The organism is Kitasatospora sp. NPDC007106 (assembly GCF_040634455.1).
GTDB lineage: Bacteria > Actinomycetota > Actinomycetes > Streptomycetales > Streptomycetaceae > Kitasatospora > Kitasatospora arboriphila.
This window is the reverse complement of the sequence record NZ_JBEYFP010000047.1, coordinates 1-22697: the sequence shown is the minus strand read 5'-3', so window position 1 is coordinate 22697 and position 22697 is coordinate 1. Positions and strand designations below refer to the sequence as shown.

Below are 22697 nucleotides of genomic sequence, written 5' to 3'. Positions count from 1 at the left end.
GGAAGGCCACGGTCTGTGCCTTCCGTCCCGCGCAGTTCCGCCCCCAGCCTTCGGCCGGGAGGTGCCCCCAGCGCCCCTGGGTGGTTGCCCTGCGCCGTCAGGCGCGTCCGCGGAGGGCGCGGAGGTGTTCCGCGACCGGCGCGAGGGCCTCGTAGAGGGCGTCGATCTGCTCCGGGGTGAAGCGGTCGACGAAGTGGCTGCGGACGCTGCGGACGTGGTCCGGCGCGACCTTCTGGAGCGTCTCCCAGCCGGGTTCGGTGAGGTGGGCGTAGAGACCGCGGCGGTCGCCCGGGCACTCCTGCCGCAGCACCAGCCCGGCGCTCTCCATCCGGGTGATCTGGTGGGAGAGCCGGCTCTTCGACTGCAGGGTGGCGGTCGCGAGGTCGGTCATCCGCATCCGGCGTTCGGGCGCCTCGGAGAGGACCACGAGGATCTCGTAGTCGTTGATGGCGAGGTTGTGCGGCTGGAGTTCGCGGCCGAGCTGGTACTCGAGCAGCTTGCTCACCTCCAGGTGGGCGCGCCAGAACTGCTGCTCGCGGGTGCTCAGCCACGGCGTCTCCTCCGCGGTGGCCGAGGAGGAGACGGCGGGGGCGTCGGTGACGTGCGTGTCCATGACCCCAGCATAGCCGTGCTTGTTAAATGTTGTACAAGTTTACGAATCCAGCCGCGCCCGGTTCACCGGTTCGGCCCCGTCAGAGGCCGAACCTCCGGCCGAGGTCGCCGAGGTTGCCCAGGCCCGGGATGTTGACGTTGGGCAGCTGCTGCCCGCCGCCGTGCGCCCCGGCACCCGGCTGGTGCGGCACCCCGCTGCCGGGCACGCCCGCCTCGGCGTGCACCACGCCGACCGAGCGCTCGGCCATCAGGGTCTCGGTCGACTGCAGCAGGACCTGGCCGGCCCCGATGAACTCGAACTGGTGCTCCTCGCCGGAGGCGCCGCCGAGCCCGGTCAGGTGGCGGAGCCCGCCGATCAGGCCGTGCATGTAGCCGTGATCGTAGTGGTGGCAGGGCGCGGGGCAGTCGGCCCAGCCGACCAGCGCCTGCGGGTCCACCCGGATGGGGGGCTCGACGAAGTGGACGGGGCCGTTGGAGGCGGCCACGAACTTGCCGGTGCCGATCAGGGTGAGGAAGCCCGGGATGATCGACTGCTTGAGCTTGAGCGTGGGCTCGAAGGCCAGCAGGTTGCCCGAGCGGACGGTGAGGTTGCCGTCCTCCAGGTCGTACGAGTTGAGGTCGAAGGCGCGGTCGGCGAGCAGCAGCTTGCCGCGGCCCTCGGCGACGACCCAGTCGGACGCGTGCAGCGGGGAGTTGAAGTTCCGCTCCAGCATCTGGTCGATGACGCCGCGGCCGATGCCCGAGAAGCGCATCTCGCCGTAGTAGGCGATCATCTTGCCCTTCTGCAGGTAGTACGCGCCGTTGAGGTCGACCGAGAAGGCGTACGGGTTGACGTTGTCGTTGACCGGCAGGCTCATGGCGTCGTGCACCACCGGGCCCTCGCCGCCGTTCTGCGGCAGCGGCGCGCCGTAGTTGCCCTGCGGCGGGGCCGGGTAGGGCTGGCCCTGCGGCGGGTACGGCTGGCCGGCCTGGGTCGGCTGGTACGCCTGCTGGTAGCCGGGCTGCGGCTGGCCCTGCGGCGGGTAGGGCTGCCCCTGCGGCGGGTACGGCTGACCGGGCGGCGGGTAGCCGGGCTGGCCGTAGGGCTGGCCGGGCTGGGGCTGGCCGTAGGGCTGCTGCCCGTACGGCGGCTGCGGCGGGTAGGACATCAGAGCTTCTCCTCGCTCGCCTGCACGTAGACCACTCCGTGGCCGGACAGCTCCAGCTGGAACGCCTCGCCCGAGCCGCGGCCGACCATGTCGCGCCAGCCGAGGGCGGTGGACAGCTTGTTGGTCACCTGGCCGCGGTGGGCCACGTACGCCTGCGGGTCGACGTGCACCGGCTGGCCGGGGCCGATCGGCAGCTCGAACACGCCGCCGTGCGCCATCACGGCGACCGAGCCGTGGCCGTCGAGCTTGGTGGTGAACAGGCCCTGCCCGGTCACCTGGCCGCGGACCATGCCCATGACGCCGCCCTGCTGGCCCATGAACATGGTCGACTGCTGCAGGGTGCCGTCGAAGGCGAGCAGCCGGTCGGCCTCCACGTAGAGGGTGTCGCCGGTCAGCTCGATCACGTGGACGTTGTGGCCGCCGTGGCCGAACATCACGCTGCCCTGGCCCTCGACGGTCATCAGCGGGGTGTCCTCGTTGGCCACCCGGCGTCCGATCATCGACATGACGCCGCCCTGGCCGCCCATCACGTTGGGCGTGAAGGAGACCTCGCCGGTGTAGGCGAGCATCGAGCCGCGCTGGCTGAAGACCCGCTGGCCGGGCATGACCTTCGCCTCGACCATCTTGTTGTTGATCTTGGTGAACGGCATCAGACGTCGCCCCCGAAGGTCATCTTCTCGGAGGGCTGCACGTAGACCAGGCCCTCGCCGGCGAACTCGACCTGCATGGCCTCGCCGCCGCCCTCGCCGATGATCGTCGTCCAGCCCGCGCCCGACTTCAGGCTGCGGTTGAGGTTGCCGGTGTGCGCCACGTACGCACCCGGGTCGACCCGCAGCGGCATCCCCTGGGAGACCCGCAGGATGATCGCCGGGCCCTTGGACGTCAGTGCCGCCCAGCCGTGTCCCTCGACCTTGGTGGTGAACAGGCCGTTGCCGGACGCCATGCCGTTGAGTCCGGTGAAGGAGGTGCCGGTGTGCAGGGTCGCCTCGGTGCAGAGCAGGTTCTCCGACTCGACGTAGAGCGTCTCGCCGTTCAGCCGCACCAGGTTGACCTCGGTGGCCTTGTCGGCGAAGTAGCAGGTGCCCTGCCCCTTCACCTCCATGACCTCCATCTGCTCACCCGTCAGCCGACGCGTGACCATGCCGCGCAGGCCGTCACCGCCGCCGGACATCTTCTTGAAGTTCATCTGGCCCGTGTAGGCCACCATCGTGCCGTTGCGGGCCTTGACCGAGTCTCCCGCCATGTCGACGGCGAGCACCTTGGACCCCTGGAGTCGAAACTGTGCCACCGGGCGAATGTAGCGGCAGCCGGCCCGCACCCGGGAGGGGGCGCGGGCCTCTGGTACCGAGCTGCGACAAATCACACCGGGTCAGGAGGTCAGACGGCCGGGGCCGGCGCCGCCCCGGGGACGGCGCCCGCGGCGGTCTCCACCTCCAGCAGCGAGGCCGAGTGCTTCTCCGCCTCGAAGGCGACCACGCCGCCGCGCAGGCCGAACAGCCGCTTCGACAGCATGATCCACAGCACCGCGAGGACGTTCAGCACCAGCGTGCCGATCTTCAGCGCGCTGACGTGCTCGGTGAGTTCGTACACCTCCAGCGGCAGGAAGGCCGCCGTCGCCACCACCGTCAGGTACTCGGCCCAGCGGGCGCCCACCCACAGGCCGGCCGCCTCCACGATCTCGATCAGCGCGTACAGCACCAGCGCGCCGGCCACGATCAGCAGCGTGCCGTGCTTGTACTCGAAGGTCTTGCGGATCGTGTCGACGATCGGCGAGTGCTCCAGGTCCCAGTGGAAGTGGTCGGTGACGGGCCGGAACACCGAGAGGTTCTCGTCGAAGATCCGCCGCACCGCGTCCTGGCTGTTGGAGAACTTCCACACGCCCCAGGCGACGACCAGGATCAGCAGGCCGCGCAGCGCCCGCTCGACCGCGAGGAAGCGCAGGATGAACAGGTCGCGCAGGGCCTTGCCGCGCGGCACCAGCGGCGCCTCGTCGGCCGGGCCGGAGCCGTGCGGCGCGCCGAGCGCGAAGTCCCCGCAGCGCAGGCAGCGCCAGGCGTCGCCGAGCGCGGTGTGCGCGCGCAGCCGGCCGCGCAGGTCGGCCTCGTCGGGCGCGTAGGTGATGTGCCCGCGCCGCGAGCAGGTCCGCCGGTTCCAGTCGATGCGGAACATGTCCACCCCCGTGGTCGGTCGGCCCGGTCGTCGGGCCGTGCCGCAGCAGGATAGGGCCGCCCGCCGTGAGACCGGCCACCCCGGGCCCGGCACGGCTGTTCGGTCGGTGATAATGAACGAGGCTTGTGATCGCGTTCACGAGCTCACTCGCCGACCCCTTCCCGAGGTGACCCGTGAAGACCAGCCCCGCCGTCCACCGCCTGCGACTCGTGTCCGGCCCGGAGGGCCTGTCCTTCCTGCTGCTGCTCGTGTGCTCGGTGCTCAAGCGGACCACCGACTTCAACGCGGTGCCGGTGATGGGCGCGGTCCACGGCGGCCTGTTCGTGCTGTATGTGGTCTTCCTCGCCCTGGCCTGGCAGCAGCAGCGCTGGGACGCCAAGCGCGGCATCGTGCTGTTCGTGCTGTCGGTGCTGCCCACCGGCGGCTTCTTCGCCGAGCGGATGCTCGCCAAGGAGGAGCGCGGCGAGGTGCCCGCGGCGGCCGCCGCGGCCTGACCGCCCCGGAACACCCCCGGAACACCGCCGGAACGAACCGACGGCCGGGCCCCCGCGAGGGAGCCCGGCCGTCGCCGTGCGCGGGGCGGGGGTCAGTTGACGCTGACCCCGCTCCAGGCCGCGCCCACCGCCTTGTACTCGGCGGAGGTGCTGCCGTAGAGGTCCTTCGCCGCGTTCAGGGTCGCGGTGCGGGCCGCCTTGTAGTTGGTGGTGGAGGTCATGTAGACGGTCAGCGCCCGGTACCAGATCTGCGCGGCCTTGGCCCGGCCGATGCCGGTGAGCTTCGCGCCGTTGGAGGTCGGGCTGTTGTAGCTGACGCCGTTGATCGTCTTCGCGCCGCTGCCCTCGGCCAGCAGGTAGAAGAAGTGGTTGGCGACGCCCGAGGAGTAGTGGACGTCCTTGTTGCCGACCGTCGAGGACCAGTAGTCCGCCGAGGCGCCGTCCTTGGAGGGCTTGTCCATGTAGCGCAGCGGGGTGCCGTTGCCGTTCAGGTTGAGCCGCTCGCCGATCAGGTAGTCCGGGGTGTCCACCGGCAGGTTGGCGTAGAACTCGACCATGGTGCCGAAGATGTCGCTGGTGGCCTCGTTCAGGCCGCCGGACTCGCCCGAGTAGTTGAGGCCCGCCGTGGCGGAGGTCACGCCGTGCGTCATCTCGTGGCCGGCCACGTCGATCGCGGTCAGCGGGTGGGTGTTGCCCGACCCGTCGCCGTACGTCATGCAGAAGCAGCCGTCGCTCCAGAACGCGTTGACGTAGTTGGTGCCGTAGTGGACCTTGCTGTACGCGCCGACGCCGTTGTTCTTGATGCCGTTGCGGTTGAAGGTCGACTTGTAGAAGTCCCAGGTGGCGGCCGCGCCGTACTGCGCGTCCACCGCGGCGGACTGCCCGTTGGAGGCGCTGCCGTTGCCCCAGACGTTGTCGGCGTCGGTGTACAGCGTCCCGTTCTTGTCGACGGTGTACTGGCCGCCGCGGGTGTTGTCCTTCAACTGGTACGTCGAGCCGGTGTAGTTGGTGGTCAGGGTGACCGAGCCGACGAAGACGCCCTTGCCGCTGCCGGTCGCGTTGGAGGTGCGGATCTGCTCCTCGGAGGAGAGCACCGCGCCGGTCGCGGCGTCGGTGACGACCAGGCGGCTGCTCGGGGTGCCGTCGGCGCGCATGCCCTCGACGGTCGTCCGGTAGGCGAGCCGCGGGGCGCCGGAGGCGGCCCACACCACCAGCTCCGCGCCGCCCGCCGCGCCGACCGAGGTCAGCGCCGGCTCGTCCGCGTCGGCGGACTTCCCGACGGTGGCGGCGACCGCGCCGTGCGCCCCGGCGGCGGCCTGCGCGGCGGTGAGCTTCGGGCTGAGCGAGGCGGGGGCGACCGAGCCCTGGACGGCGCGGTCGACGGCCTTCACGGCGCCCTTGGCGTCCTGGTGCACGACCAGGTCGCCGCCGAGCACCGGCAGGCCGGCGAAGGTCCGGTCGAAACGCAGGTGGCGGGCGCCGTCGGCGTCGACGACGGCATCCTTGACGACCAGCTGCTCCTGGCCGGAGAGGCCGAGGACGCGGGCCGCGGCGGGGGCCTCGGCGCCTGCCTGGGCGAGCAGCGCGGCCCGCTGCTGCGCGGCGGCCGGGGCGGGGGCGGCCTGGGCGCCCGCGGCGACCTGGATCGCGCCGGCGAGCAGGGCCGAGGTGGAGAGGACGGCGCCGAGGGCGAGCTTTCGCTTCACGTACGGGTTCCTTCCGGATCAACCGCGTGTGCGCGGTCGCGCATCGCTCCGGGGCACCGGGTCCGGTGCCGACTGGGGGCGGAACGAGCGCTGACGTGCTGCTCCGTGCGGTCATGCGGCACCGGACCGGTTGGGGTGGCCGGTCGGGCGCCGCACGGGGCTGGAAGGAAGCATGACAAGATGGGTCGTCAAATGACAGATGTACGACAAGAGTTGGCGTATTCCTGTCACGGCCGTTCGGGGCCGGACATGAGGCAGCAGCCGGGCCTCCCCTCCGGAGGGCCCGGCTGCTGCGTCTTCAACCGCGGTGCGTCAGCTGACGTTCACCGCGGCCCAGGCAGCGGCAACCTGGGCGTACTCGGCGGATCCGGCACCGTAGAGGTCCGACGCCGCGTTCAGGGTCGCGGTGCGCGCGCCCTTGTAGTTGGTGGTGGACGTCATGTAGACGCTCAGCGCCCGGTACCAGACCTGCAGCGCCTTGGCCCGGCCGATGCCGGTGACCGTGGAGCCGTTGTAGGTCGGGCTGTTGTAGCTGACGCCGTTGATCGTCTTCGCGCCGCTGCCCTCGGCCAGCAGGTAGAAGAAGTGGTTGCCGACGCCGGACGAGTAGTGGACGTCCAGGGAGCCCACGGAGGAGGACCAGTAGTCCGCCGAACCGCCGTCCTTGGAGGGCTTGTCCATGTAGCGCAGCGGCGAGCCGTCGCCGTTGATGTTGATCAGCTCGCCGATCAGGTAGTCGCCCTTGTCGGCGGCCAGGTTGGCGTAGAACTCCACGCCGGTGCCGAAGATGTCGCTGGTGGCCTCGTTCAGGCCGCCGGACTCGCCCGAGTAGTTCAGGCCGGCGGTGTTGGCGGTGACGCCGTGGCTCATCTCGTGGCCGGCCACGTCCAGCTCGGTCAGCGGGTGGGTGTTGGACGCGCCGTCGCCGTACGTCATGCAGAAGCAGGAGTCGTCCCAGAACGCGTTGACGTAGTTCCGGCCGTAGTGCACCCGGCTGTAGGCGCCGACACCGTTGTTCTTGATGCCGTTGCGGCCGAAGGTGTTCTTGTAGAAGTCCCAGGTCACGGCCGCGCCGTACTGGGCGTCCACGGCGGCGGACTGGCTGCTGGAGACCAGGCCGGTGCCCCACGCGTTGTCGGCGTCGGTCAGCAGGGTGCCCGCGCCGGAGGTCTTGTTGTTCAGCGTGGTGGTGTACTGCCCGCCGCGGGTGGCGTCCTTCAGCTGGTACGTCGAGCCGGTGTAGTTGGTGGTCAGCGAGACCGAGCCGACGAAGACGCCCTTGCCGGTGCCGGTCGCGTTGGTGGTCTGCACCTGCTCGTGGGTGGAGAGGACCTCGCCGCTCGCGGCGTCGGTGACCAGCAGCTGGCGGCTCGGGGTGCCGTCGGCGCGCATGCCCTCGACGGTGGTCTGGTAGGCCAGGCGGGGCTTGCCGGAGGCGGCCCAGACGACCAGCTTGCCGCCCGCGGGCGCGGCGACCGAGGTCAGCGCGGCCTCGTCGGCGTCCTTGGCGACACCGACGGTGGCGGCGACGGCGCCGTGCGCCTTGGAGGCGGCCTGCGCGGCGGTGAGCTTCGGGGTGAGCGTGGCCGGGGCGACCGAGCCCTGGACGGCGCGGTCGACGGCCTTCACGGCGCCCTTGGCGTCCTGGTGCACGACCAGGTCGCCGCCCAGGACGGGCAGGCCGGCGAAGGTGCGCTCGTAGCGCACGTGCCGGGTGCCGTCGGCGTCGACGACGGCGTCCTTGACGACGAGCTGCTCCTGGCCGGCGAGGCCGAGGGTGCGGGCCGCGGAGGGCGCCTCGGCGCCGGCCTGCGCGATGAGCGCGGCGCGCTGCTCGGCGGGGGCGGCGGGGCCCACCGGAGCGGGGGAGGCCTGCGCGATACCGGCGCTGACCTGGATTGCACTGGCGAGGACCGCCGACGCAGAGAGAACGGCTCCGACTGTCAGCTTTCGCTTCACGTACGGGTTCCTTCCGGATCAACCGCGTGTGCGCGGTGGCGCCGCGTTCCGGGGCACCGGGGTTAGTGCCTGCTGGGGCGGAACGGGCGCGGACGTGCTGCTCCGTGCGGTTCGACGACGTCCGCCGGAGGGGTGGGGGCCCGGCGGGTCGAACGAAGCTGGCCAGAAGCATGACAATGCAGATCGTGAAATGACAGGTCTCGATCGGGAGTTGGCCACCACTCGCCATCCGGACGCGAGCCCGCAAAGCGCCCGAAGCGCCCAATTCGCCCGTCCGATCGGTCGTTTCCATACGGAGGAAACCCGTATGATCGCGTTCCGGCCCCAACTCCCGTCGCCAGAAGCAAGATTGCAGGCGTGTTTCGGCCGTGCGGAGCCCTGGTACGGACCAGAAATCGCTTGGCGTGATCCCGCCAGAACCGGCCCTTGTCCACCATCGTGGACACCTGCTACCCCGCCTCCCGTACGCCGGTACGGTGGAAGAGTGCCCAAGCCCCTCGCCCTCGACTTCGACCCGATCGCCCGCGCCGGTGACCTGTGGACCCGCCGCTGGGGCGCCGTCCCGTCCATGGCGGCGATCACCTCGGTGATGCGCGCCCACCAGATCCTGCTGTCCCGGGTGGACGCCGTGGTGAAGCCCTACGGCCTCACCTTCGCCCGGTACGAGGCGCTGGTGCTGCTCACCTTCAGCCGGGCCGGCCAGCTGCCGCTCTCCAAGATCGGCGAGCGCCTCATGGTGCACCCGACGAGCGTCACCAACACCGTCGACCGCCTGGAGCGGGACGGCCTGGTCGCCCGCCGCCCCAACCCCGCCGACGGCCGCGGCGTCCTCGCCGCGATCACCGACCGCGGCCGCGAGGTGGTCGAGCAGGCCACCCGCGAACTGATGGCCATCGACTTCGGTCTGGAGGGCTACGACGACGAGCAGTGCGCGCAGGTCTTCGAGCTGCTCCGCCCGCTGCGGGTGGCGGCCGGCGACTTCTCCCCGTCCGCGGAGGAGGGCGGGGCCTGACCCGGCCGGTGCGTCCGGCGGGGGCGCGGCCGGAGCGGCCGCCGCCTGCGGTTACCCTCGTCGGTATGAAGCAGAGCGTGCTGACCCGATACCGGGCGCTGGCGTACATCACCGGCGTCCTGCTGATCCTGCTGACCGCCGGCGTGATCGCCAAGTACGTGCTGGACGTCTCGGGCGCGAGCGGCTTCACCAGCGCCGTCGGCATCGCGCACGGCTGGCTGTACGTGGTCTACCTGGTCCTCGCCTTCGACCTGGGCACCAAGGCGAAGTGGCCGATGGGCAGGCTGGCCTGGGTGCTGCTGGCCGGCACGATCCCGACCGCCGTCTTCTTCGTGGAGCGCAAGGTCTCCCGCGACGTCGCCCCGCTGATCGAGACCCCGGAGCCGGTCTCCGCCTGAGCCCCCGCCCGCCTCTGCGACCGAGCCCCTCCCCGCCCCGGGGAGGGGCTCCGGCGTTCCGGGGCCCGGTCCGTGCCGTCGACGGGCAGGAGGACGCCCGAACGAATCGGCGGGGACGTTCCGGCCGCCGCCGCCGTCCCGCGCACGGCGGCCGTACGGCCGCCGTACGGAGTGGAGCGCGGCCGTGGACGGTCCGGGAGGAGTGGGGCACCCGCCGCGAGCCCGCCGCCTTCCGGCTCAGGCGTCCAGGCCGACGAGGGCGCTCAGCATCAGGGTGGTGAAGCGGTCCAGCCAGCGGCGGGTGATGGGTTCGCCGGCGACCAGGAGCCGGTGCTCGACGGCGCCCGCGATCATGTCGAAGACGAGGTCGATCTCCTCGCAGGCGGCCGCCTCGTCCTGGTCCGAGCGGAGCTCGCCGCGGGCCTGGGCGTTGGCCCGTCCCGTCCGGACGAGGTGCTTCTGCGGGTCGACGATGCGTTCGCGGATGCGCAGCCGCAGCTGCGGGTCCCGGCTGCCCTCCGCGAACAGCGCCATCAGCGCGGCCTGCGACTCCGGCCGGGCGAGCAGGTCGGCGAACTGGGCGACGGTGGCGGCGATGTCCGCCCGCAGGCTGCCGAGGTCGGCCATCTCCAGTTCGTCGAAGAGGCTGGCGACGGCGTCGACGACCAGTTCGTTCTTGGACGGCCAGCGCCGGTAGAGGGTGGTCTTGGCGACGCCGGCCCGGGTGGCGACGTCGCCCATGGTGAGGCCGCCCCAGCCGAGTTCGGCGAGGGCTTCACGGGTGGCGTCGAGGATCGCCCGGTCGGCGGCAGCGCTGCGCGGACGGCCCTTGCCGCGGGGAAGGGCGGCGGTGTCCGGGGCAGCCGGCTGCTGGGTGGTGGGGGCCACCGAGCCTCCTAGCTGAAAATTTACCGGTTGGTAACTTGGTCGGTCCGGGTAACGGTAGCGACCGGAACCCCCGGTCAGCAGCCACCGGCGGGCGGAAAGTGGGGCAGGTCACGTCCTGCGGCGCCGAGGGGGTCTTGCGGGACGGGCCCGGGATGGAGATACGCTACGACTCGTAGCGAAAGAGCGGCAACCACGCGTCGTGCCCATGGGATCGGGCCGGTGCGGGGCGCGGATGGGGATCCGCGCCGGCAGCGGCTACACACCGGGAGGCAGCCCCCGTCGCACGGTCGGGTGGCGCAGGCGCAACGGCTCGGCGAGGTTTCCGGCCGGTTGGCGCCCGTCACCCGTGCGGACGGGGGAGGATGGTGCCATGCAGTCACGGAATTCGCGTCTCAACAGCGCCGCCCTTCGCGGAGCGGTCGACCTCGCCGCGGTCAAGGCGGCCGGCGAGGCAGCCCAGAAGGCCGAGCAGGCCCGGGCCGACCGGGCCCGGCAGGCCGCGGCCGGCGGCGACACCGCACCCGCGCCCCACCAGCTGGTCCTCGACGTCAGCGAGGACACCTTCGAGGCGGAGGTCGTGCAGCGCTCGGCCGAGGTCCCGGTCGTGGTCGACTTCTGGGCCGAGTGGTGCGGCCCGTGCAAGCAGCTCAGCCCGATCCTGGAGCGCCTGGCCGAGGAGTACGCCGGCCGGATCGTGCTCGCCAAGATCGACGTCGACGCCAACCAGCTGATCGCCCAGCAGTTCGGCATCCAGGGCATCCCGGCCGTGATGGCCGTGGTGGCGGGTCAGCTCGTCCCGCTGTTCCAGGGCGCCGAGAACGAGGCCAACGTCCGCAAGATCCTCGACCAGCTGATCGCGGTGGCCGAGCAGCGCTTCGGCATCACCGGTCTGTCCTCGGACGCGGCCGGCGGCGAGGCCGCGGCGCAGGCACCGCGGCTGCCGTCCGACCCGGCGCTGGAGGCGGCGCACGACGCGCTGGACCGCGGCGACCTCGGCGGCGCCGTCCGGGCGTACCAGAACGTGCTGTCCGACCAGCCCGGCAACACGGAGGCCAAGCTCGGCCTGGCGCAGGCACAGTTGCTGCAGCGGGTCGAGGGCATGGACCCCCAGCAGGTGCGGGCGGCGGCCGCCGCCGGCCCGAAGGACGTCGAGGCGCAGCTGCGCGCGGCCGACCTGGACCTGGTGGGCGGGCACGTCGAGGACGCCTTCGGGCGGTTGGTGGACACCGTCGGCCGGACGGCCGGCGAGGACCGCGACGCCGCGCGGCTGCGGCTGCTGGAGCTCTTCGAGGTCATCGGTCCGGAGGACCCGCGGGTGGTCGCGGCGCGCAGCGCCCTCGCCCGGGTGCTCTTCTGACGGTAGTGGCCGGGCGGTTCCGCCGCGGCCGGGTGCAGTGGCCCGGCCCGGGCGGGTGGCACGGCGTGTGACCTGCGGTGTCGCTGGGGATTTGGCGACAATCCAGGAGATTTCGTAGAGCTTAATCAAATCTTGACAACCACCCTCGGCCGGTCACGTTCAGTGGCCGGCCGGGGTGTTTCAGCGCCGTTTCCTGCGGATTGCGGATGTGTCGCCCACGGTGAATGTGACACAGAGTGATCGAGCCTCTGTTTCCATGATCAACGGTACACACTGTTGGATTACCCGTCAGTAATCGACCCCTTGTGTTCGGCCCGGGATTCCAGCACGATCGGCCCACGCCCGGTCCCGCTCAGGGAATCCCCATCGGGTAACCGCCGGCCCCGGTCGGCGGTTGGAGGGCAGGGGGGTAGCCGCAGATCCCACACGCGGTTCCTGTCCTTCCTGCGACCGCGCAGCCGTGCGGTCGCCGGTTGTCGCTCGGGGGTGATCGCCATGTCCGTCGGCCCACGACGCGCTGGCGCTCTCCGCTACCGAGGACGTAGCTCTCTCCCATCCCAGGCCCGGGCCGGTGCGGGACGCACCGGACACGGCCGGAGATGTACGTCCTAGAAGGAGGACACACGCATGTCCCAGACTTTCGGCAAGACCAGCTGGAAGCGCTTCGGCATCGCCATGGTGCCGGGCATCGCCGCCACCGCGGCGATCGGCGTGGCGCTGGCCAACAACGCGCTCGCCGCCTCGTTCAACGTCTCCGGCCAGCGCTTCAAGGTCACCGCCGAAGACCTGACGGGTGAGAACTTCGCCCAGTTCGGCTCGTACGACTTCGAGACCAACGGCACCCCGCACGCGGTCGCGATCTCCGCGTTCGACACGGCCACCATCAAGGGCATGTGCCAGTCCGTGGTCAGCGAGCCCGCGCTGCTCGGCCTGAAGCTGCCGAAGGTGACCCTGCGCCTGGAGGCCGGCAACAGCGACGACGTCAAGAAGCAGGTCTCTGCGCAGAACCTGCTGATCGACCTCGACCAGCTGTCCGCCGACGCCGAGTTCACCGACATCAACATCGGCCAGGACGCCTCGACGCTGAAGACCAGCGCCACCGCCAACTGGAAGAGCCCGATGGGCACCGGCAAGCCGTCCGGCCTGCTCGGCTTCTCGCAGACCGCCCCCAAGGCGCACCTGACCAACGTGAAGCAGACCGCCTGGGCCACCTCGGCCGGCACCTTCAAGCTCAACGGCCTGGACCTCAAGCTGTACGTCGGTGACGACGGCAACGGCAAGGAGTGCTACTGATCCTCGTCTGACGGTGCGCCGACCGGCGCACCGCGATGACGGATCCCGCGGCCGGAGGCGGGCGCCCGCCCGCCCCCGGCCGCAGCTCAGGCGTTTCCTCCCCCTCGCAGCGAACCATCGAGGAGTTGCATCGTGTCCAGCGCAACTGCCCAGACGTGGCCCGAGAACGACGGCGGCATCAACCTGCGGCTGCGGTTCCGCAACTGGCGCCGCTCGCGGCCGTTCTGGGGCGGCCTGCTGGCCATGATCGCCGGCGTGCCCATCCTGTACTTCCCCTACGCCGAGCTGAACCTCGCCGGCATGACCGTGTCGATGGCCACCACCGCGGGCGCCGGTTCACTCATCATCGGCATCCTGATGATGTGCCTCGGCCTGACCGCGTGGTTCCAGCCGCTGGTGCGGATCTTCTGCGGCGTGGCGACCACGCTGCTCGCACTGATCTCCATCCCGGTCTCCAACCTCGGCGGCTTCGGCTTCGGCCTGATCCTCGGCCTGATGGCCGGCGGCCTGCTGATGGCCTGGGCGCCGCTCAAGCCCGTCACCGCCGTCGAGGAGGCGCCCGCCGCGGAGCCCGCCACGGCGGACTTCACGGCCGAGGCCCCGGTCGAGACCACCCAGCCGCTGCTGCCCGCCCAGCAGACCCCGGCCGACGCCGCCGACAACGCCGCACTGGCGGCCGACCCGGGGGAGCAGCGGTGACCGACCGGGACGAGTCCGCCGCAGCCGCCGCGCCCGGTCCCCGCCACGCTGCGCCGCGGACGAGCGTGCGCCGCCGCATCCGCGGCCGGGTGATGGCGATCGCCGCCGTGCCCACCGCGATGCTGGTCGGTGCCGCCTACACCCCGACCACGCTCGCCGTGGCCGACACCCAGAGCGACAAGGCCTGCGCCACCGCTCCGGACACGGTGATCGAGGAGACGCCCGTCCCCAAGAGCGAGATCAAGGTGCTGCCGGCGCCGTCCGGCACCGCCAAGGCCGCGACCAAGAAGTCCGGTGCGACCGCCTCGCCCTCCACGGTCAAGGTGCCCGTCCCGACCGCCACGGCCACCTCGGCGAAGCCCTCGCCGTCGGCCGACGCCACGCCCCCGAACGTGATCGGCGACATCCTCACCGGCATCGGCGACATCTTCAAGCCGCCGACCCGCACCACGCCGACGCCGACCGCGGCGCCGAGCACCACCGCGAAGACCGTCACCACCCAGGCCGCCACCACCCCGGCCGCGAGCGCCTCCGCCGCGCCGAAGGCGGCGGCCTCGACGCCCGCCGCCGCCGCGAAGGCCGCCACCGGGTCGGCGAGCCCGTCGGCATCCCCCTCGCCGTCCGCCACCGGCCCGAACTGCCTGGTGGACACCAGCAAGGAGAAGGCGCTGGCGGCGCCGACCGGCCACGTGGTGCCCGACCAGAACTGGGTGCTGCACTCCAGCAAGCTCGCCCTGCACGGCTCGGTGTTCAACGGCGTGTACGACGTGAAGACGCCGACCGGCTCCAAGCGCGTCCTGAAGTTCACCACCGCCTCGGTGGACATCGGCGACCTCGACATGTCGACGATCGAGGTGAAGGACAAGACCTTCCACGTGAAGGCCGCGCCCAACACCACCTCGACCATGCGCAACGGCCCGATCACCATGTACGTGGAGAGCCTCTCCGGCCACCTCTCGGCGATCTACGGCCTGCCGATCCCGATCGACCTGGGCGAGATCACCCTCACCCCGGACACCCTGCCCAAGTGGCTGTGGGACCTGATCGGCTCCGTGCCGATCCCGCTCGACATCACCCTGGACAAGGCCAAGGCCGTCCAGGCCGGCCAGTTCGGCGGCACCCTCAAGATCCCGGGCATGCACCTCTTCAACGACGACCAGCCGTACGACGGCTGAGCCCACCCGTCGCACCCGCGGCCCGGCCGGACCTCCGGCCGGGCCGTCGGCGTTCCGGCGGCCTCAAGATCCTCGACCCGTGGAACGGGAGCAGCTACATGGTCAACCTCGAAGAGTTCGTCGAGCAGTGGAGCCTCTACGCGGTGTTCAAGGGATGAGCGTGGTGCTGGTGCGGGTCGGGCACCGCGACGGCCGCCACGAGTTCGTCGTCGAGCGGGACGGCCACGCCGTGACCTGCGGATTCCGTACGGAGCAGTCCTCCCTGATCGACCCGGACGGGGTGCCGCTCAGCGTGGTGGTCTGGGAGCGCGACCTCGTCGCCGAGTTCAAGGAGACGCCCGACGCGCTGCGGCCGCTGAACAAGGCCGCCTCCGCGGTGGTGACCGGGCAGGTGCTCCAGCTGCCGCTGACCCTCCTGGACTGATCCGCTCCGCCTCGCGCGGAACGCGCCGCGGGGCGGTTCCCCTCCTCCGGTCGGAGGAGGGGAACCGCCCCGCGGTGGTGCTGCGCCGGGTGTCAGTGGTGGTCGCGGCTGCCCAGGTGGTGGACCTGGACCATGTTGGTGTTGCCGGGGACGCCGGGGGGCGAGCCGGCGGTGACGATCACGGTGTCGCCCTCGGCGAGACGGTTCAGGCGCAGCAGCTCGCGGTCGACCTGCTGCACCATCTCGTCGGTGGTCTCGACCTGCTCGGTCACGTACGCCTCGACGCCCCAGCTCAGCGAGAGCTGGTTGCGGGTGGAGGCGTCCGGCGTGAACGCGATCACCGGGATCGGCGAGCGGTAGCGGGACAGCCGGCGGGCGGTGTCGCCGGACTTGGTGAACGCGACCAGCGCCTGGCCGTTGAGGAAGTCGCCGAGCTCGCACGCGGCGCGGGCGATCGAGCCGCCCTGGGTGCGCGGCTTGCGGCCCGGGTTCAGCGGCTGGAGGCCCTGCGAGAGCAGCTCCTCCTCGGCCTTCTCGGCGATCCGGCTCATCGTCCGGACGGTCTCGACCGGGTACTTGCCGACGCTGGACTCGGCGGAGAGCATGACCGCGTCCGTGCCGTCCAGGATGGCGTTGGCGACGTCGGAGACCTCGGCGCGGGTCGGGCGCGAGGCGTGGATCATCGACTCCATCATCTGGGTCGCCACGATCACCGGCTTGGCGTTGCGGCGGGCCAGGGTGATCAGCTGCTTCTGCACCAGCGGCACCCGCTCCAGCGGGTACTCGACGGCGAGGTCGCCACGGGCCACCATGATCGCGTCGAAGGCGAGGACGATCTCCTCCATCGCCTCGACGGCCTGCGGCTTCTCGATCTTGGCGATGACCGGGACGCGGATGCCGACCTCGTCCATCACCTTGTGGACGTCGTGGATGTCGGCCGCGTTGCGGACGAAGGACAGTGCGACCATGTCGACGCCCAGCTCGAGGGCGAAGCGCAGGTCCTCCTTGTCCTTCTCGGAGAGGGCGGGCACGTTGACGGCCGCACCGGGCAGGTTGATGCCCTTGTTGTTCGAGAGCACGCCGCCCTCGACCACCACGGTCTTCACCCGCGGGCCGTCGACGCTGACGACCTCCAGGGCGATGACGCCGTCGTTGATCAGGATCGGGTCGCCGGGCTTCACGTCGCCGGGCAGGCCCTTGTAGGTGGTGCCGCAGATGTGCTGGTCCCCGGGCACATCCTCGGTCGTGATGGTGAAGGTGTCGCCGTTGTCGACGGTCACCGGTCCGTTGGCGAAGGTGGCCAGCCGGATCTTCGGGCCCTGCAGGTCGGCCAGCACGCCGATGGTGCGGCCGGTGTCCTCGGACACCTGGCGGACCTTGCGGTACCGCTCCTCGTGCTCCGCGTGGGAGCCGTGGCTCATGTTGAGTCGGGCGACGTTCATGCCCGCTTCGACGATGGCCTTCAGCTGTTCGTAGGAGTCCGTCGCCGGACCCAGGGTGCAGACAATTTTCGCTCGGCGCATATCCGTCAGTCTATCCGTTCGAGTTATCGGTGCATCACGCCCGAACCGGGAGAAATCGCCAACGAACCATCCCGAAGGGTGGGACGCTGACGGGCTGTCATCTCAAATGTCGTCGTGCACCAGCGCGAAGGCCTGGCGGGCGATCTCCAGCTCCTCGTCGGTGGGCACCACCGCGACCGCCACCCGCCCGTGATCGGGCGAGATCAGCCGCGCCGCACCGGAGCGCACGGCGTTCAGCGCCGGGTCGACCTCGATGCCCAGCGCCGACAGCCCCGCGCACGCCGCCTCCCGGACGGGCGCCGCGTTCTCGCCCACCCCCGCGGTGAACACCACCGCGTCCACCCGGCCCAGCACCGCGTAGTACGCCCCGATGTACTTGCGCAGCCGGTGCACGTACACGTCGAAGGCCAGCTGCGCGTCCCCGTCGCCCTCGCCGGCCCGGCGCAGCACCTCCCGCATGTCGTTGTCCCCGCACAGCCCGACCAGGCCGCTGCGCCGGTTCAGCAGGTCGTCGATCTCATCGATCGTCAGACCGCCCACCCGGTGCAGGTGGAAGACCAGGCCCGGATCGGCGTCCCCGGAACGGGTGCCCATGACCAGGCCCTCCAGCGGCGTCAGGCCCATGGAGGTCTCCACGCACACCCCGCCCGACACCGCCGAGGCCGAGGCCCCGTTGCCCAGGTGCAGCACGATCATGTTCAGCTCGGCCGGGTCGCGGCCGAGCAGCCGCGCGGCCGCCCGCGAGACGTACTGGTGCGAGGTGCCGTGGAAGCCGTACCGGCGCACCCGGTGCTGCTCCGCGGTCTTCCGGTCGATCGCGTACGTGGCGGCGGCCTCCGGCACCGTGCTGTGGAAGGCCGTGTCGAACACCGCGACCTGCGGCAGGTCCGGCCGCAGCGCGCGGGCCACCTCGATGCCGACGATGTTCGCCGGGTTGTGCAGCGGCGCGACCGGGATCAGCCGGCGGATCTCGGCCACCACCTCGTCGTCGATCAGGGTCGGCGCGGCGAACCGCTGCCCGCCGTGCACCACCCGGTGGCCGATCGCCGCGAGGCCGGGGGAGCCCAGCCCGAGGTCGTCCGCGGCGAGCTCCTCGGCGACCGCGGCGAGCGCCTCCGCGTGGTCGGCGAAGACCCGCAGCCGCTCGCGCCGCTCGCCCCGGGCCGGGGTGTGCAGCAGCCGGCCGTTCACCTCGCCGATCCGCTCGACCAGCCCGGCCGCCGCCCGGGAACCGTCCAGCATGTCGATCAGCTGGTACTTCACGGAGGACGACCCCGCGTTCAGCACGAGGACCAGCGTGGATTCGGTCACTGCTCGGCTCCTTCGGCGGGGCGCTGCGACTGGATCGCGGTGATCGCGACCGTGTTGACGATGTCCTCGACCAGGGCGCCGCGGGACAGGTCGTTGACCGGCTTGCGCAGGCCCTGCAGCACCGGCCCGACCGCCACCGCGCCGGCCGAGCGCTGCACCGCCTTGTACGTGTTGTTGCCGGTGTTCAGGTCCGGGAAGACCAGCACGGTCGCCCGGCCCGCCACCGAGGAGCCCGGCAGCTTGGTCGCCGCCACGTGCGGGTCCACCGCGGCGTCGTACTGGATCGGCCCCTCGACCAGGATGTCCGGGCGCGCCCGGCGGACCAGCTCGGTCGCCTCCCGTACCTTGTCCACGTCCGCGCCCGAACCGGAGGTGCCCGTCGAGTACGAGAGCATCGCGACCCGCGGCTCCACCCCGAACTGGGCCGCCGTCTCCGCGGACTGCACCGCGATGTCGGCCAGCTGCTGCGCGTCCGGGTCCGGGTTCACCGCGCAGTCGCCGTACACCAGCACCCGGTCGGCCAGGCACATGAAGAACACCGAGGAGACGATCGCCGCACCTGGCGCCGTCCTGATCACCTCGAAGGCCGGCCGGATGGTCGCCGCGGTCGAGTGCACCGCACCGGACACCATGCCGTCGGCGATGCCCTCCTGCACCATCAGCGTCCCGAAGTACGAGACGTCGGTGACCACGTCCAGGGCGCGCTCCAGCGTCATGCCCTTGTGCGCCCGCGCCCTGGCGTACAGCTCCGCGAAGCTCTCGCGCAGCGGACTGGTCGCAGGGTCGACGATCCGCAGCCGGGCCCGGTCCGCGGCCTCCTCCGGGTGCGGCAGCTCCAGGCCCAGCGACGCCGCCCGGCGCTGCACCGCGTCCCGCTCGCCCAGCAGGGTCAGGTCGCAGATGTTGCGGCGCAGCAGCACCTCCGCCGCCCGCAGCACCCGCTCCTCGGTGCCCTCCGGCAGCACGATGTGCCGCCGCTGCGCCCGGGCCCGCTCCAGCAGCGCGTGCTCGAACATCATCGGGGTCACCCGCTCGGACGGCGACAGCTCGATCCGCTTGGTCAACTCCGCCGTGTCCACGTGGAGTTCGAAAAGCCCGAGGGCGGTCTCGGCCTTCCGGTGGCTGTCCGGGCCGATCCGGCCCTCCAGGTGGGTCAGCGCGGCCGCGGTCAACCAGCTGCCCTCCGGCACCACCGCGACCGGCGTCCCCGGCGCGAGCCGCGCCGCCAGCGCCATCACGTTCGGCCCCGGGTGCTGCCCGAGCGTGAGCAGCACGCCCGCGATCGGCGGCGCCCCCGCGGCGTGCGCCGCCAGCGCGCCGATCAGCAGGTCCGCCCGGTCGCCCGGGGTCACCACCAGGGCGCCCTCGGTCAGCGCGTCGAGGAAGGTCGGCAGCATCGCGCCGCCGAAGACGAAGGAGCGCACGTCCCGGGCCAGGCCCGCGGCGTCGCCCAGCAGCACCTCGGCGCCGGTCGCGTCGACCAGCTGCGCCACGGTCGGCGCCGAGAGCGAGGGCTCCTCCGGGATCACGTACACCGGCACCGGGAGCTTCTCGGTCAGTGTCCGCTGGATCCGCTGCTTCGCGGCGGGGGCGACCCGGTTGGCGATCATCGCCAGCGCGGAGCAGCCGAGGTCGGTGTAGGCCCGGTGGGCGTTGCGGACCTCCGCGACCACCGCCTGCGCGTCCTCGCCTTGACCGCCGACGACCGGCAGCACCCAGGCGCCGAACTCGTTGGCGAGCCGGGCGTTGAAGGCCAGCTCGTCGGGGATGTTGGTGCCGGCGAAGTCGGTGCCGAGCACCAGCACCGCCTGGCAGCGCCGCTCGACCGCGCGGAAGCGGTCCACCAGCACCGACACCAGTTCGTCCTGGCCCTGCGCGGCCTGCAGGGCGGCGGCCTCCTCGTAGGAGAGGCCGTACAGGTCCTCCGCCGGCAGGTCGACCCGGTAGCGGGCGCGCAGCAGCTCGACGACGTGGTCGGTGCCCTTCTCGGCGGGATCGTCCGCGTGCACCAGCGGCCGGAAGACGCCGACGGCGTCGACCTGGCGGGCCAGCAGCTCCATGACCCCGAGTTCGACGGCCTGCCGGCCGTCCCCCCGGTCGATGCCGGTCACGTACACGCTGCGCGCCACGCGGCTCACTCCGTCCTGCCGTCCGGGAAGCGGTCACTGTTGACCTTACCCGGGCAGGTGTTCCCGCGCGGACGTGGGCGGGCCCCCGGGGCGATCGCCCCGGAGGCCCGGAACCGGCGGGGTCCGGCGGTGTCAGGCCGGCCGCAGCCAGAGGGTGGCGAGCGGTGGGAGGACCAGCTCGGCACTGTGCTCCTGGCCGTTCCACGCGGTGGCCTCGGCCTTGACGGGCCGCGAGTTGCCGAGGCCGCTGCCGCCGTACTCCGCGGCGTCGGTGTTCAGCGCCTCCTCCCACAGCTGGTCGCCGCCGGGCAGCTCCGGCAGGCCGACCCGGAAGCCGTGCCGGACGACGGGGGAGAAGTTGCAGACCGCGACCAGCGGGGTGCCGTCGGCGGCGTACCGGACGAAGGACAGCACGTTGTCGTCGGCCGCGCCGCCGTCCAGCCAGCGGAAGCCGGCCGGCACGGTGTCCTGCTCCCAGAGCGCCGGGGAGTCGAGGTAGGTGCGGTTGAGCGCGCCGACCAGCCGGCGCACCCCGAGGTGCTCCTCGGCGGCCGGCCAGTCCTCGGCGAGCACCCACCACTGCGGGCCGTGCTCGTGGTCCCACTCGGCGCCCTGCGCGAACTCCTGCCCCATGAACAGCAGTTGCTTGCCGGGGTGGGCCCACATGAAGCCCAGGTACGCCCGGTGGTTGGCCCGCTGCTGCCACCAGTCGCCGGGCATCTTGGCGACCAGCGCCTGCTTGCCGTGCACCACCTCGTCGTGCGAGATCGGCAGGACGTAGTTCTCCGAGTAGGCGTACACCATCGAGAAGGTCATCTCGTTGTGGTGGTACTTGCGGTGCACCGGCTCCTTGGACATGTAGACCAGCGAGTCGTGCATCCAGCCCATGTTCCACTTCAGGCCGAAGCCGAGGCCGCCGCTGTCGGTGGGGCGGGTGACGCCGTCCCAGGCGGTGGACTCCTCGGCGATGGTGACCACGCCGGGGCAGCGGCGGTAGACCGTCGCGTTCATTTCCTGAAGGAACGAGGCGGCGTCGAGGTTCTCCCGGCCGCCGAAGGCGTTCGGCGACCAGGCGCCGCCCTCGCGCGAGTAGTCGAGGTAGAGCATGGAGGCGACGGCGTCCACCCGCAGGCCGTCGACGTGGAACTCCTCGCACCAGTACACCGCGTTGGCGACCAGGAAGTTCCGCACCTCGGTGCGGCCGTAGTCGAACTCCAGGGTGCCCCAGTCCGGGTGCTCGGCCCGCAGCGGGTCGGCCGGCTCGTACAGCGGCTCGCCGTCGAACCGGGCCAGGCCGAAGCCGTCCTTGGGGAAGTGCGCCGGCACCCAGTCGACGATCACGCCGATGCCGGCCCGGTGCAGCGCGTCGACCAGGTGCTTGAAGTCGTCCGGGCCGCCGAGCCGGGCGGTCGGCGCGTAGAAGCCGGTGACCTGGTAGCCCCAGGAGCCGCCGAAGGGGTGCTCCATCACCGGCATGAACTCGACGTGGGTGAAGCCGAGGTCCGCGAGGTAGCCGGGCAGCACCTCGGCGATCTCCCGGTAGCTCGTCAGGTCGGGCCGCCAGGAGGCCAGGTGCAGTTCGTAGACCGACATCGGCGACCGGTGGTGCACCGTCCGCTGCCGCCGGGCCATCCAGTCCCCGTCGCCCCAGGTGTAGTGCGAGGTGTGCACCACGGAGGCGGTCTCGGGCGGGCACTGGGCGGCCCGGGCCAGCGGGTCGGCCTTCTGCAGCACCCAGCCCTGCCGGGTGCGGATCTCGTACTTGTAGGTGTCGCCCTCCGCGAGGCCGGGGACGAACAGCTCCCAGACGCCGGAGGAGCCGAGCGAGCGCATCGGGTGGCCGGTGCCGTCCCAGTGGTTGAAGCCGCCGACCAGCCGCACGCCGACCGCGTTCGGCGCCCACACCGCGAAGGACGTGCCCGCCATGCCGTCGACCTCGCGGACGTGGCTGCCGAGCACCCGCCACAGCTGCTCGTGCCGGCCCTCGGAGATCAGGTGCAGGTCGAGCTCGCCGAGGGTGGGCGCCACCCGGTAGCCGTCCTCCTGCTCCAGCGGCTCGCCGCCCGGGTAGCTCACCCGCAGCCGGTACGCCGGGAACTCCCGGCCCACCAGCAGCCCGGTGAACAGGCCGGACTGCTGGTGGGTCAACTCCGCGGGGCCCTGGTCCGTCACCACCACGACCCGCTCCGCGAACGGGCGCAGCACCCGGATCGCGGTGCCCTCCAGGGTGGCGTGCGCACCGAGCAGGGCGTGCGGGTCGTGGTGCACGCCGGAGACCAGCCGGTCCACCTCGGCCGGCGGCAACGGCGCCTCCGGGAGGCGCATCGGGGAGGACGCCGACGGGCCGGACCGCGGTGGCGCCACGGGCTCGCGCCGCTTGGCCGCCCGGGCCCGCCGGGC

General features: G+C 71.9%; 20 protein-coding genes. 8 read left to right on the top strand and 12 right to left on the bottom strand.

Annotation, left to right across the window (positions count from 1 at the left end):
- Positions 1 to 97: 97 nt before the first annotated feature.
- From ABZ641_RS07855 to ABZ641_RS07835, 5 genes are all read right to left on the bottom strand, one after another.
- Entirely contained in the window at positions 98 to 613 is a 516-nt protein-coding gene (locus tag ABZ641_RS07855; RefSeq protein ID WP_344628289.1) for a MarR family transcriptional regulator, read from the bottom strand.
- 79 nt (positions 614 to 692) lie between these two features.
- Positions 693 to 1469: an AIM24 family protein gene (locus tag ABZ641_RS07850; protein WP_344628295.1), complete on the bottom strand. Its 777-nt coding sequence runs from the start codon at positions 1467 to 1469 to the stop codon at positions 693 to 695.
- Positions 1470 to 1759: 290 nt separating this feature from the next.
- The gene (locus ABZ641_RS07845; protein ID WP_344628290.1) at positions 1760 to 2410 is read right to left on the bottom strand and encodes an AIM24 family protein; all 651 of its coding nucleotides are present in this window, start codon (positions 2408 to 2410) and stop codon (positions 1760 to 1762) included.
- Positions 2410 to 3048, bottom strand: a complete 639-nt coding sequence (locus ABZ641_RS07840; RefSeq protein ID WP_263103614.1) for an AIM24 family protein — start codon at positions 3046 to 3048, stop codon at positions 2410 to 2412. The genes ABZ641_RS07845 and ABZ641_RS07840 overlap by 1 nt, the downstream gene beginning before the upstream one ends.
- Positions 3049 to 3137: 89 nt before the next feature.
- A complete protein-coding gene (locus tag ABZ641_RS07835; RefSeq protein WP_344628291.1) occupies positions 3138 to 3929 on the bottom strand; it encodes a DUF2127 domain-containing protein in 792 nt (263 codons plus the stop codon).
- Positions 3930 to 4102: 173 nt separating this feature from the next.
- Here ABZ641_RS07835 and ABZ641_RS07830 point away from each other — a divergent pair, with 173 nt between their 5' ends.
- Complete coding sequence (locus ABZ641_RS07830; protein WP_344628292.1) at positions 4103 to 4423, top strand: DUF3817 domain-containing protein; 321 nt, start codon at positions 4103 to 4105, stop codon at positions 4421 to 4423.
- A gap of 92 nt (positions 4424 to 4515) precedes the next feature.
- On the opposite strand, the gene ABZ641_RS07825 is transcribed toward ABZ641_RS07830, so the two are convergent.
- Complete coding sequence (locus ABZ641_RS07825; protein ID WP_359979969.1) at positions 4516 to 6129, bottom strand: M4 family metallopeptidase; 1614 nt, start codon at positions 6127 to 6129, stop codon at positions 4516 to 4518.
- Positions 6130 to 6441: 312 nt separating this feature from the next.
- Positions 6442 to 8088 (bottom strand): M4 family metallopeptidase, encoded by a 1647-nt coding sequence (locus tag ABZ641_RS07820; protein ID WP_344627262.1) that lies wholly within the window; start codon positions 8086 to 8088, stop codon positions 6442 to 6444.
- A gap of 484 nt (positions 8089 to 8572) precedes the next feature.
- Here ABZ641_RS07820 and ABZ641_RS07815 point away from each other — a divergent pair, with 484 nt between their 5' ends.
- Positions 8573 to 9100, top strand: a complete 528-nt coding sequence (locus tag ABZ641_RS07815) for a MarR family transcriptional regulator (protein WP_344627263.1) — start codon at positions 8573 to 8575, stop codon at positions 9098 to 9100.
- Between the two features lie 65 nt (positions 9101 to 9165).
- The gene (locus tag ABZ641_RS07810) at positions 9166 to 9498 is read left to right on the top strand and encodes a DUF3817 domain-containing protein (protein ID WP_344627264.1); all 333 of its coding nucleotides are present in this window, start codon (positions 9166 to 9168) and stop codon (positions 9496 to 9498) included.
- A 237-nt stretch (positions 9499 to 9735) separates the two neighbouring features.
- Here the strand turns inward: ABZ641_RS07810 and ABZ641_RS07805 are convergent, their stop codons facing one another.
- Positions 9736 to 10386 (bottom strand): TetR/AcrR family transcriptional regulator, encoded by a 651-nt coding sequence (locus ABZ641_RS07805; protein WP_344627265.1) that lies wholly within the window; start codon positions 10384 to 10386, stop codon positions 9736 to 9738.
- Positions 10387 to 10756: 370 nt separating this feature from the next.
- Here ABZ641_RS07805 and trxA point away from each other — a divergent pair, with 370 nt between their 5' ends.
- The 5 genes from trxA to ABZ641_RS07780 all read left to right on the top strand — a co-directional run bounded on the left by trxA (position 10757) and on the right by ABZ641_RS07780 (position 15334).
- Positions 10757 to 11743 (top strand): thioredoxin, encoded by a 987-nt coding sequence (trxA, locus tag ABZ641_RS07800; protein ID WP_344627266.1) that lies wholly within the window; start codon positions 10757 to 10759, stop codon positions 11741 to 11743.
- A gap of 627 nt (positions 11744 to 12370) precedes the next feature.
- Positions 12371 to 13036, top strand: coding sequence for a DUF6230 family protein (locus ABZ641_RS07795; RefSeq protein ID WP_344627267.1), 666 nt, complete (start codon positions 12371 to 12373; stop codon positions 13034 to 13036).
- Positions 13037 to 13168: 132 nt separating this feature from the next.
- Complete coding sequence (locus ABZ641_RS07790) at positions 13169 to 13735, top strand: DUF6114 domain-containing protein (protein ID WP_359979964.1); 567 nt, start codon at positions 13169 to 13171, stop codon at positions 13733 to 13735.
- Positions 13732 to 14910 carry a hypothetical protein gene (locus ABZ641_RS07785; RefSeq protein ID WP_344627269.1) on the top strand — a complete coding sequence of 393 codons (1179 nt, stop codon included), beginning with the start codon at positions 13732 to 13734 and terminating at the stop codon, positions 14908 to 14910. Before ABZ641_RS07790 ends, ABZ641_RS07785 begins: the two co-directional genes overlap by 4 nt.
- 154 nt (positions 14911 to 15064) lie before the next feature.
- A complete protein-coding gene (locus ABZ641_RS07780; RefSeq protein ID WP_359979961.1) occupies positions 15065 to 15334 on the top strand; it encodes a hypothetical protein in 270 nt (89 codons plus the stop codon).
- Between the two features lie 92 nt (positions 15335 to 15426).
- On the opposite strand, the gene pyk is transcribed toward ABZ641_RS07780, so the two are convergent.
- From pyk to glgB, 4 genes are all read right to left on the bottom strand, one after another.
- On the bottom strand, positions 15427 to 16857 hold the full coding sequence (gene pyk, locus ABZ641_RS07775; protein ID WP_359979958.1) for a pyruvate kinase: 1431 nt from the start codon (positions 16855 to 16857) through the stop codon (positions 15427 to 15429).
- Positions 16858 to 16959: 102 nt separating this feature from the next.
- Positions 16960 to 18168: an acetate kinase gene (locus ABZ641_RS07770; RefSeq protein ID WP_344627272.1), complete on the bottom strand. Its 1209-nt coding sequence runs from the start codon at positions 18166 to 18168 to the stop codon at positions 16960 to 16962.
- A complete protein-coding gene (pta, locus tag ABZ641_RS07765; protein WP_344627273.1) occupies positions 18165 to 20297 on the bottom strand; it encodes a phosphate acetyltransferase in 2133 nt (710 codons plus the stop codon). The genes ABZ641_RS07770 and pta overlap by 4 nt, the downstream gene beginning before the upstream one ends.
- Before the next feature lie 132 nt (positions 20298 to 20429).
- Positions 20430 to 22622, bottom strand: a complete 2193-nt coding sequence (gene glgB / locus ABZ641_RS07760; protein ID WP_359979978.1) for a 1,4-alpha-glucan branching protein GlgB — start codon at positions 22620 to 22622, stop codon at positions 20430 to 20432.
- Between the last annotated feature and the right edge of the window lie 75 nt (positions 22623 to 22697).

Excerpts from the sequence above, each read along its gene's own strand:
- ABZ641_RS07855 (WP_344628289.1), bottom strand. The coding sequence starts at position 613 with ATGGACACGCACGTCACCGACGCCCCCGCCGTCTCCTCCTCGGCCACC.
- ABZ641_RS07850 (WP_344628295.1), bottom strand. The coding sequence starts at position 1,469 with ATGAGCCTGCCGGTCAACGACAACGTCAACCCGTACGCCTTCTCGGTC.
- ABZ641_RS07845 (WP_344628290.1), bottom strand. The coding sequence starts at position 2,410 with ATGCCGTTCACCAAGATCAACAACAAGATGGTCGAGGCGAAGGTCATG.
- ABZ641_RS07835 (WP_344628291.1), bottom strand. The coding sequence starts at position 3,929 with ATGTTCCGCATCGACTGGAACCGGCGGACCTGCTCGCGGCGCGGGCAC.
- ABZ641_RS07810 (WP_344627264.1), top strand. The coding sequence starts at position 9,166 with ATGAAGCAGAGCGTGCTGACCCGATACCGGGCGCTGGCGTACATCACC.
- trxA (WP_344627266.1), top strand. The coding sequence starts at position 10,757 with ATGCAGTCACGGAATTCGCGTCTCAACAGCGCCGCCCTTCGCGGAGCG.
- ABZ641_RS07795 (WP_344627267.1), top strand. The coding sequence starts at position 12,371 with ATGTCCCAGACTTTCGGCAAGACCAGCTGGAAGCGCTTCGGCATCGCC.
- ABZ641_RS07780 (WP_359979961.1), top strand. The coding sequence starts at position 15,065 with ATGAGCGTGGTGCTGGTGCGGGTCGGGCACCGCGACGGCCGCCACGAG.
- pyk (WP_359979958.1), bottom strand. The coding sequence starts at position 16,857 with ATGCGCCGAGCGAAAATTGTCTGCACCCTGGGTCCGGCGACGGACTCC.
- glgB (WP_359979978.1), bottom strand. The coding sequence starts at position 22,622 with ATGCGCCTCCCGGAGGCGCCGTTGCCGCCGGCCGAGGTGGACCGGCTG.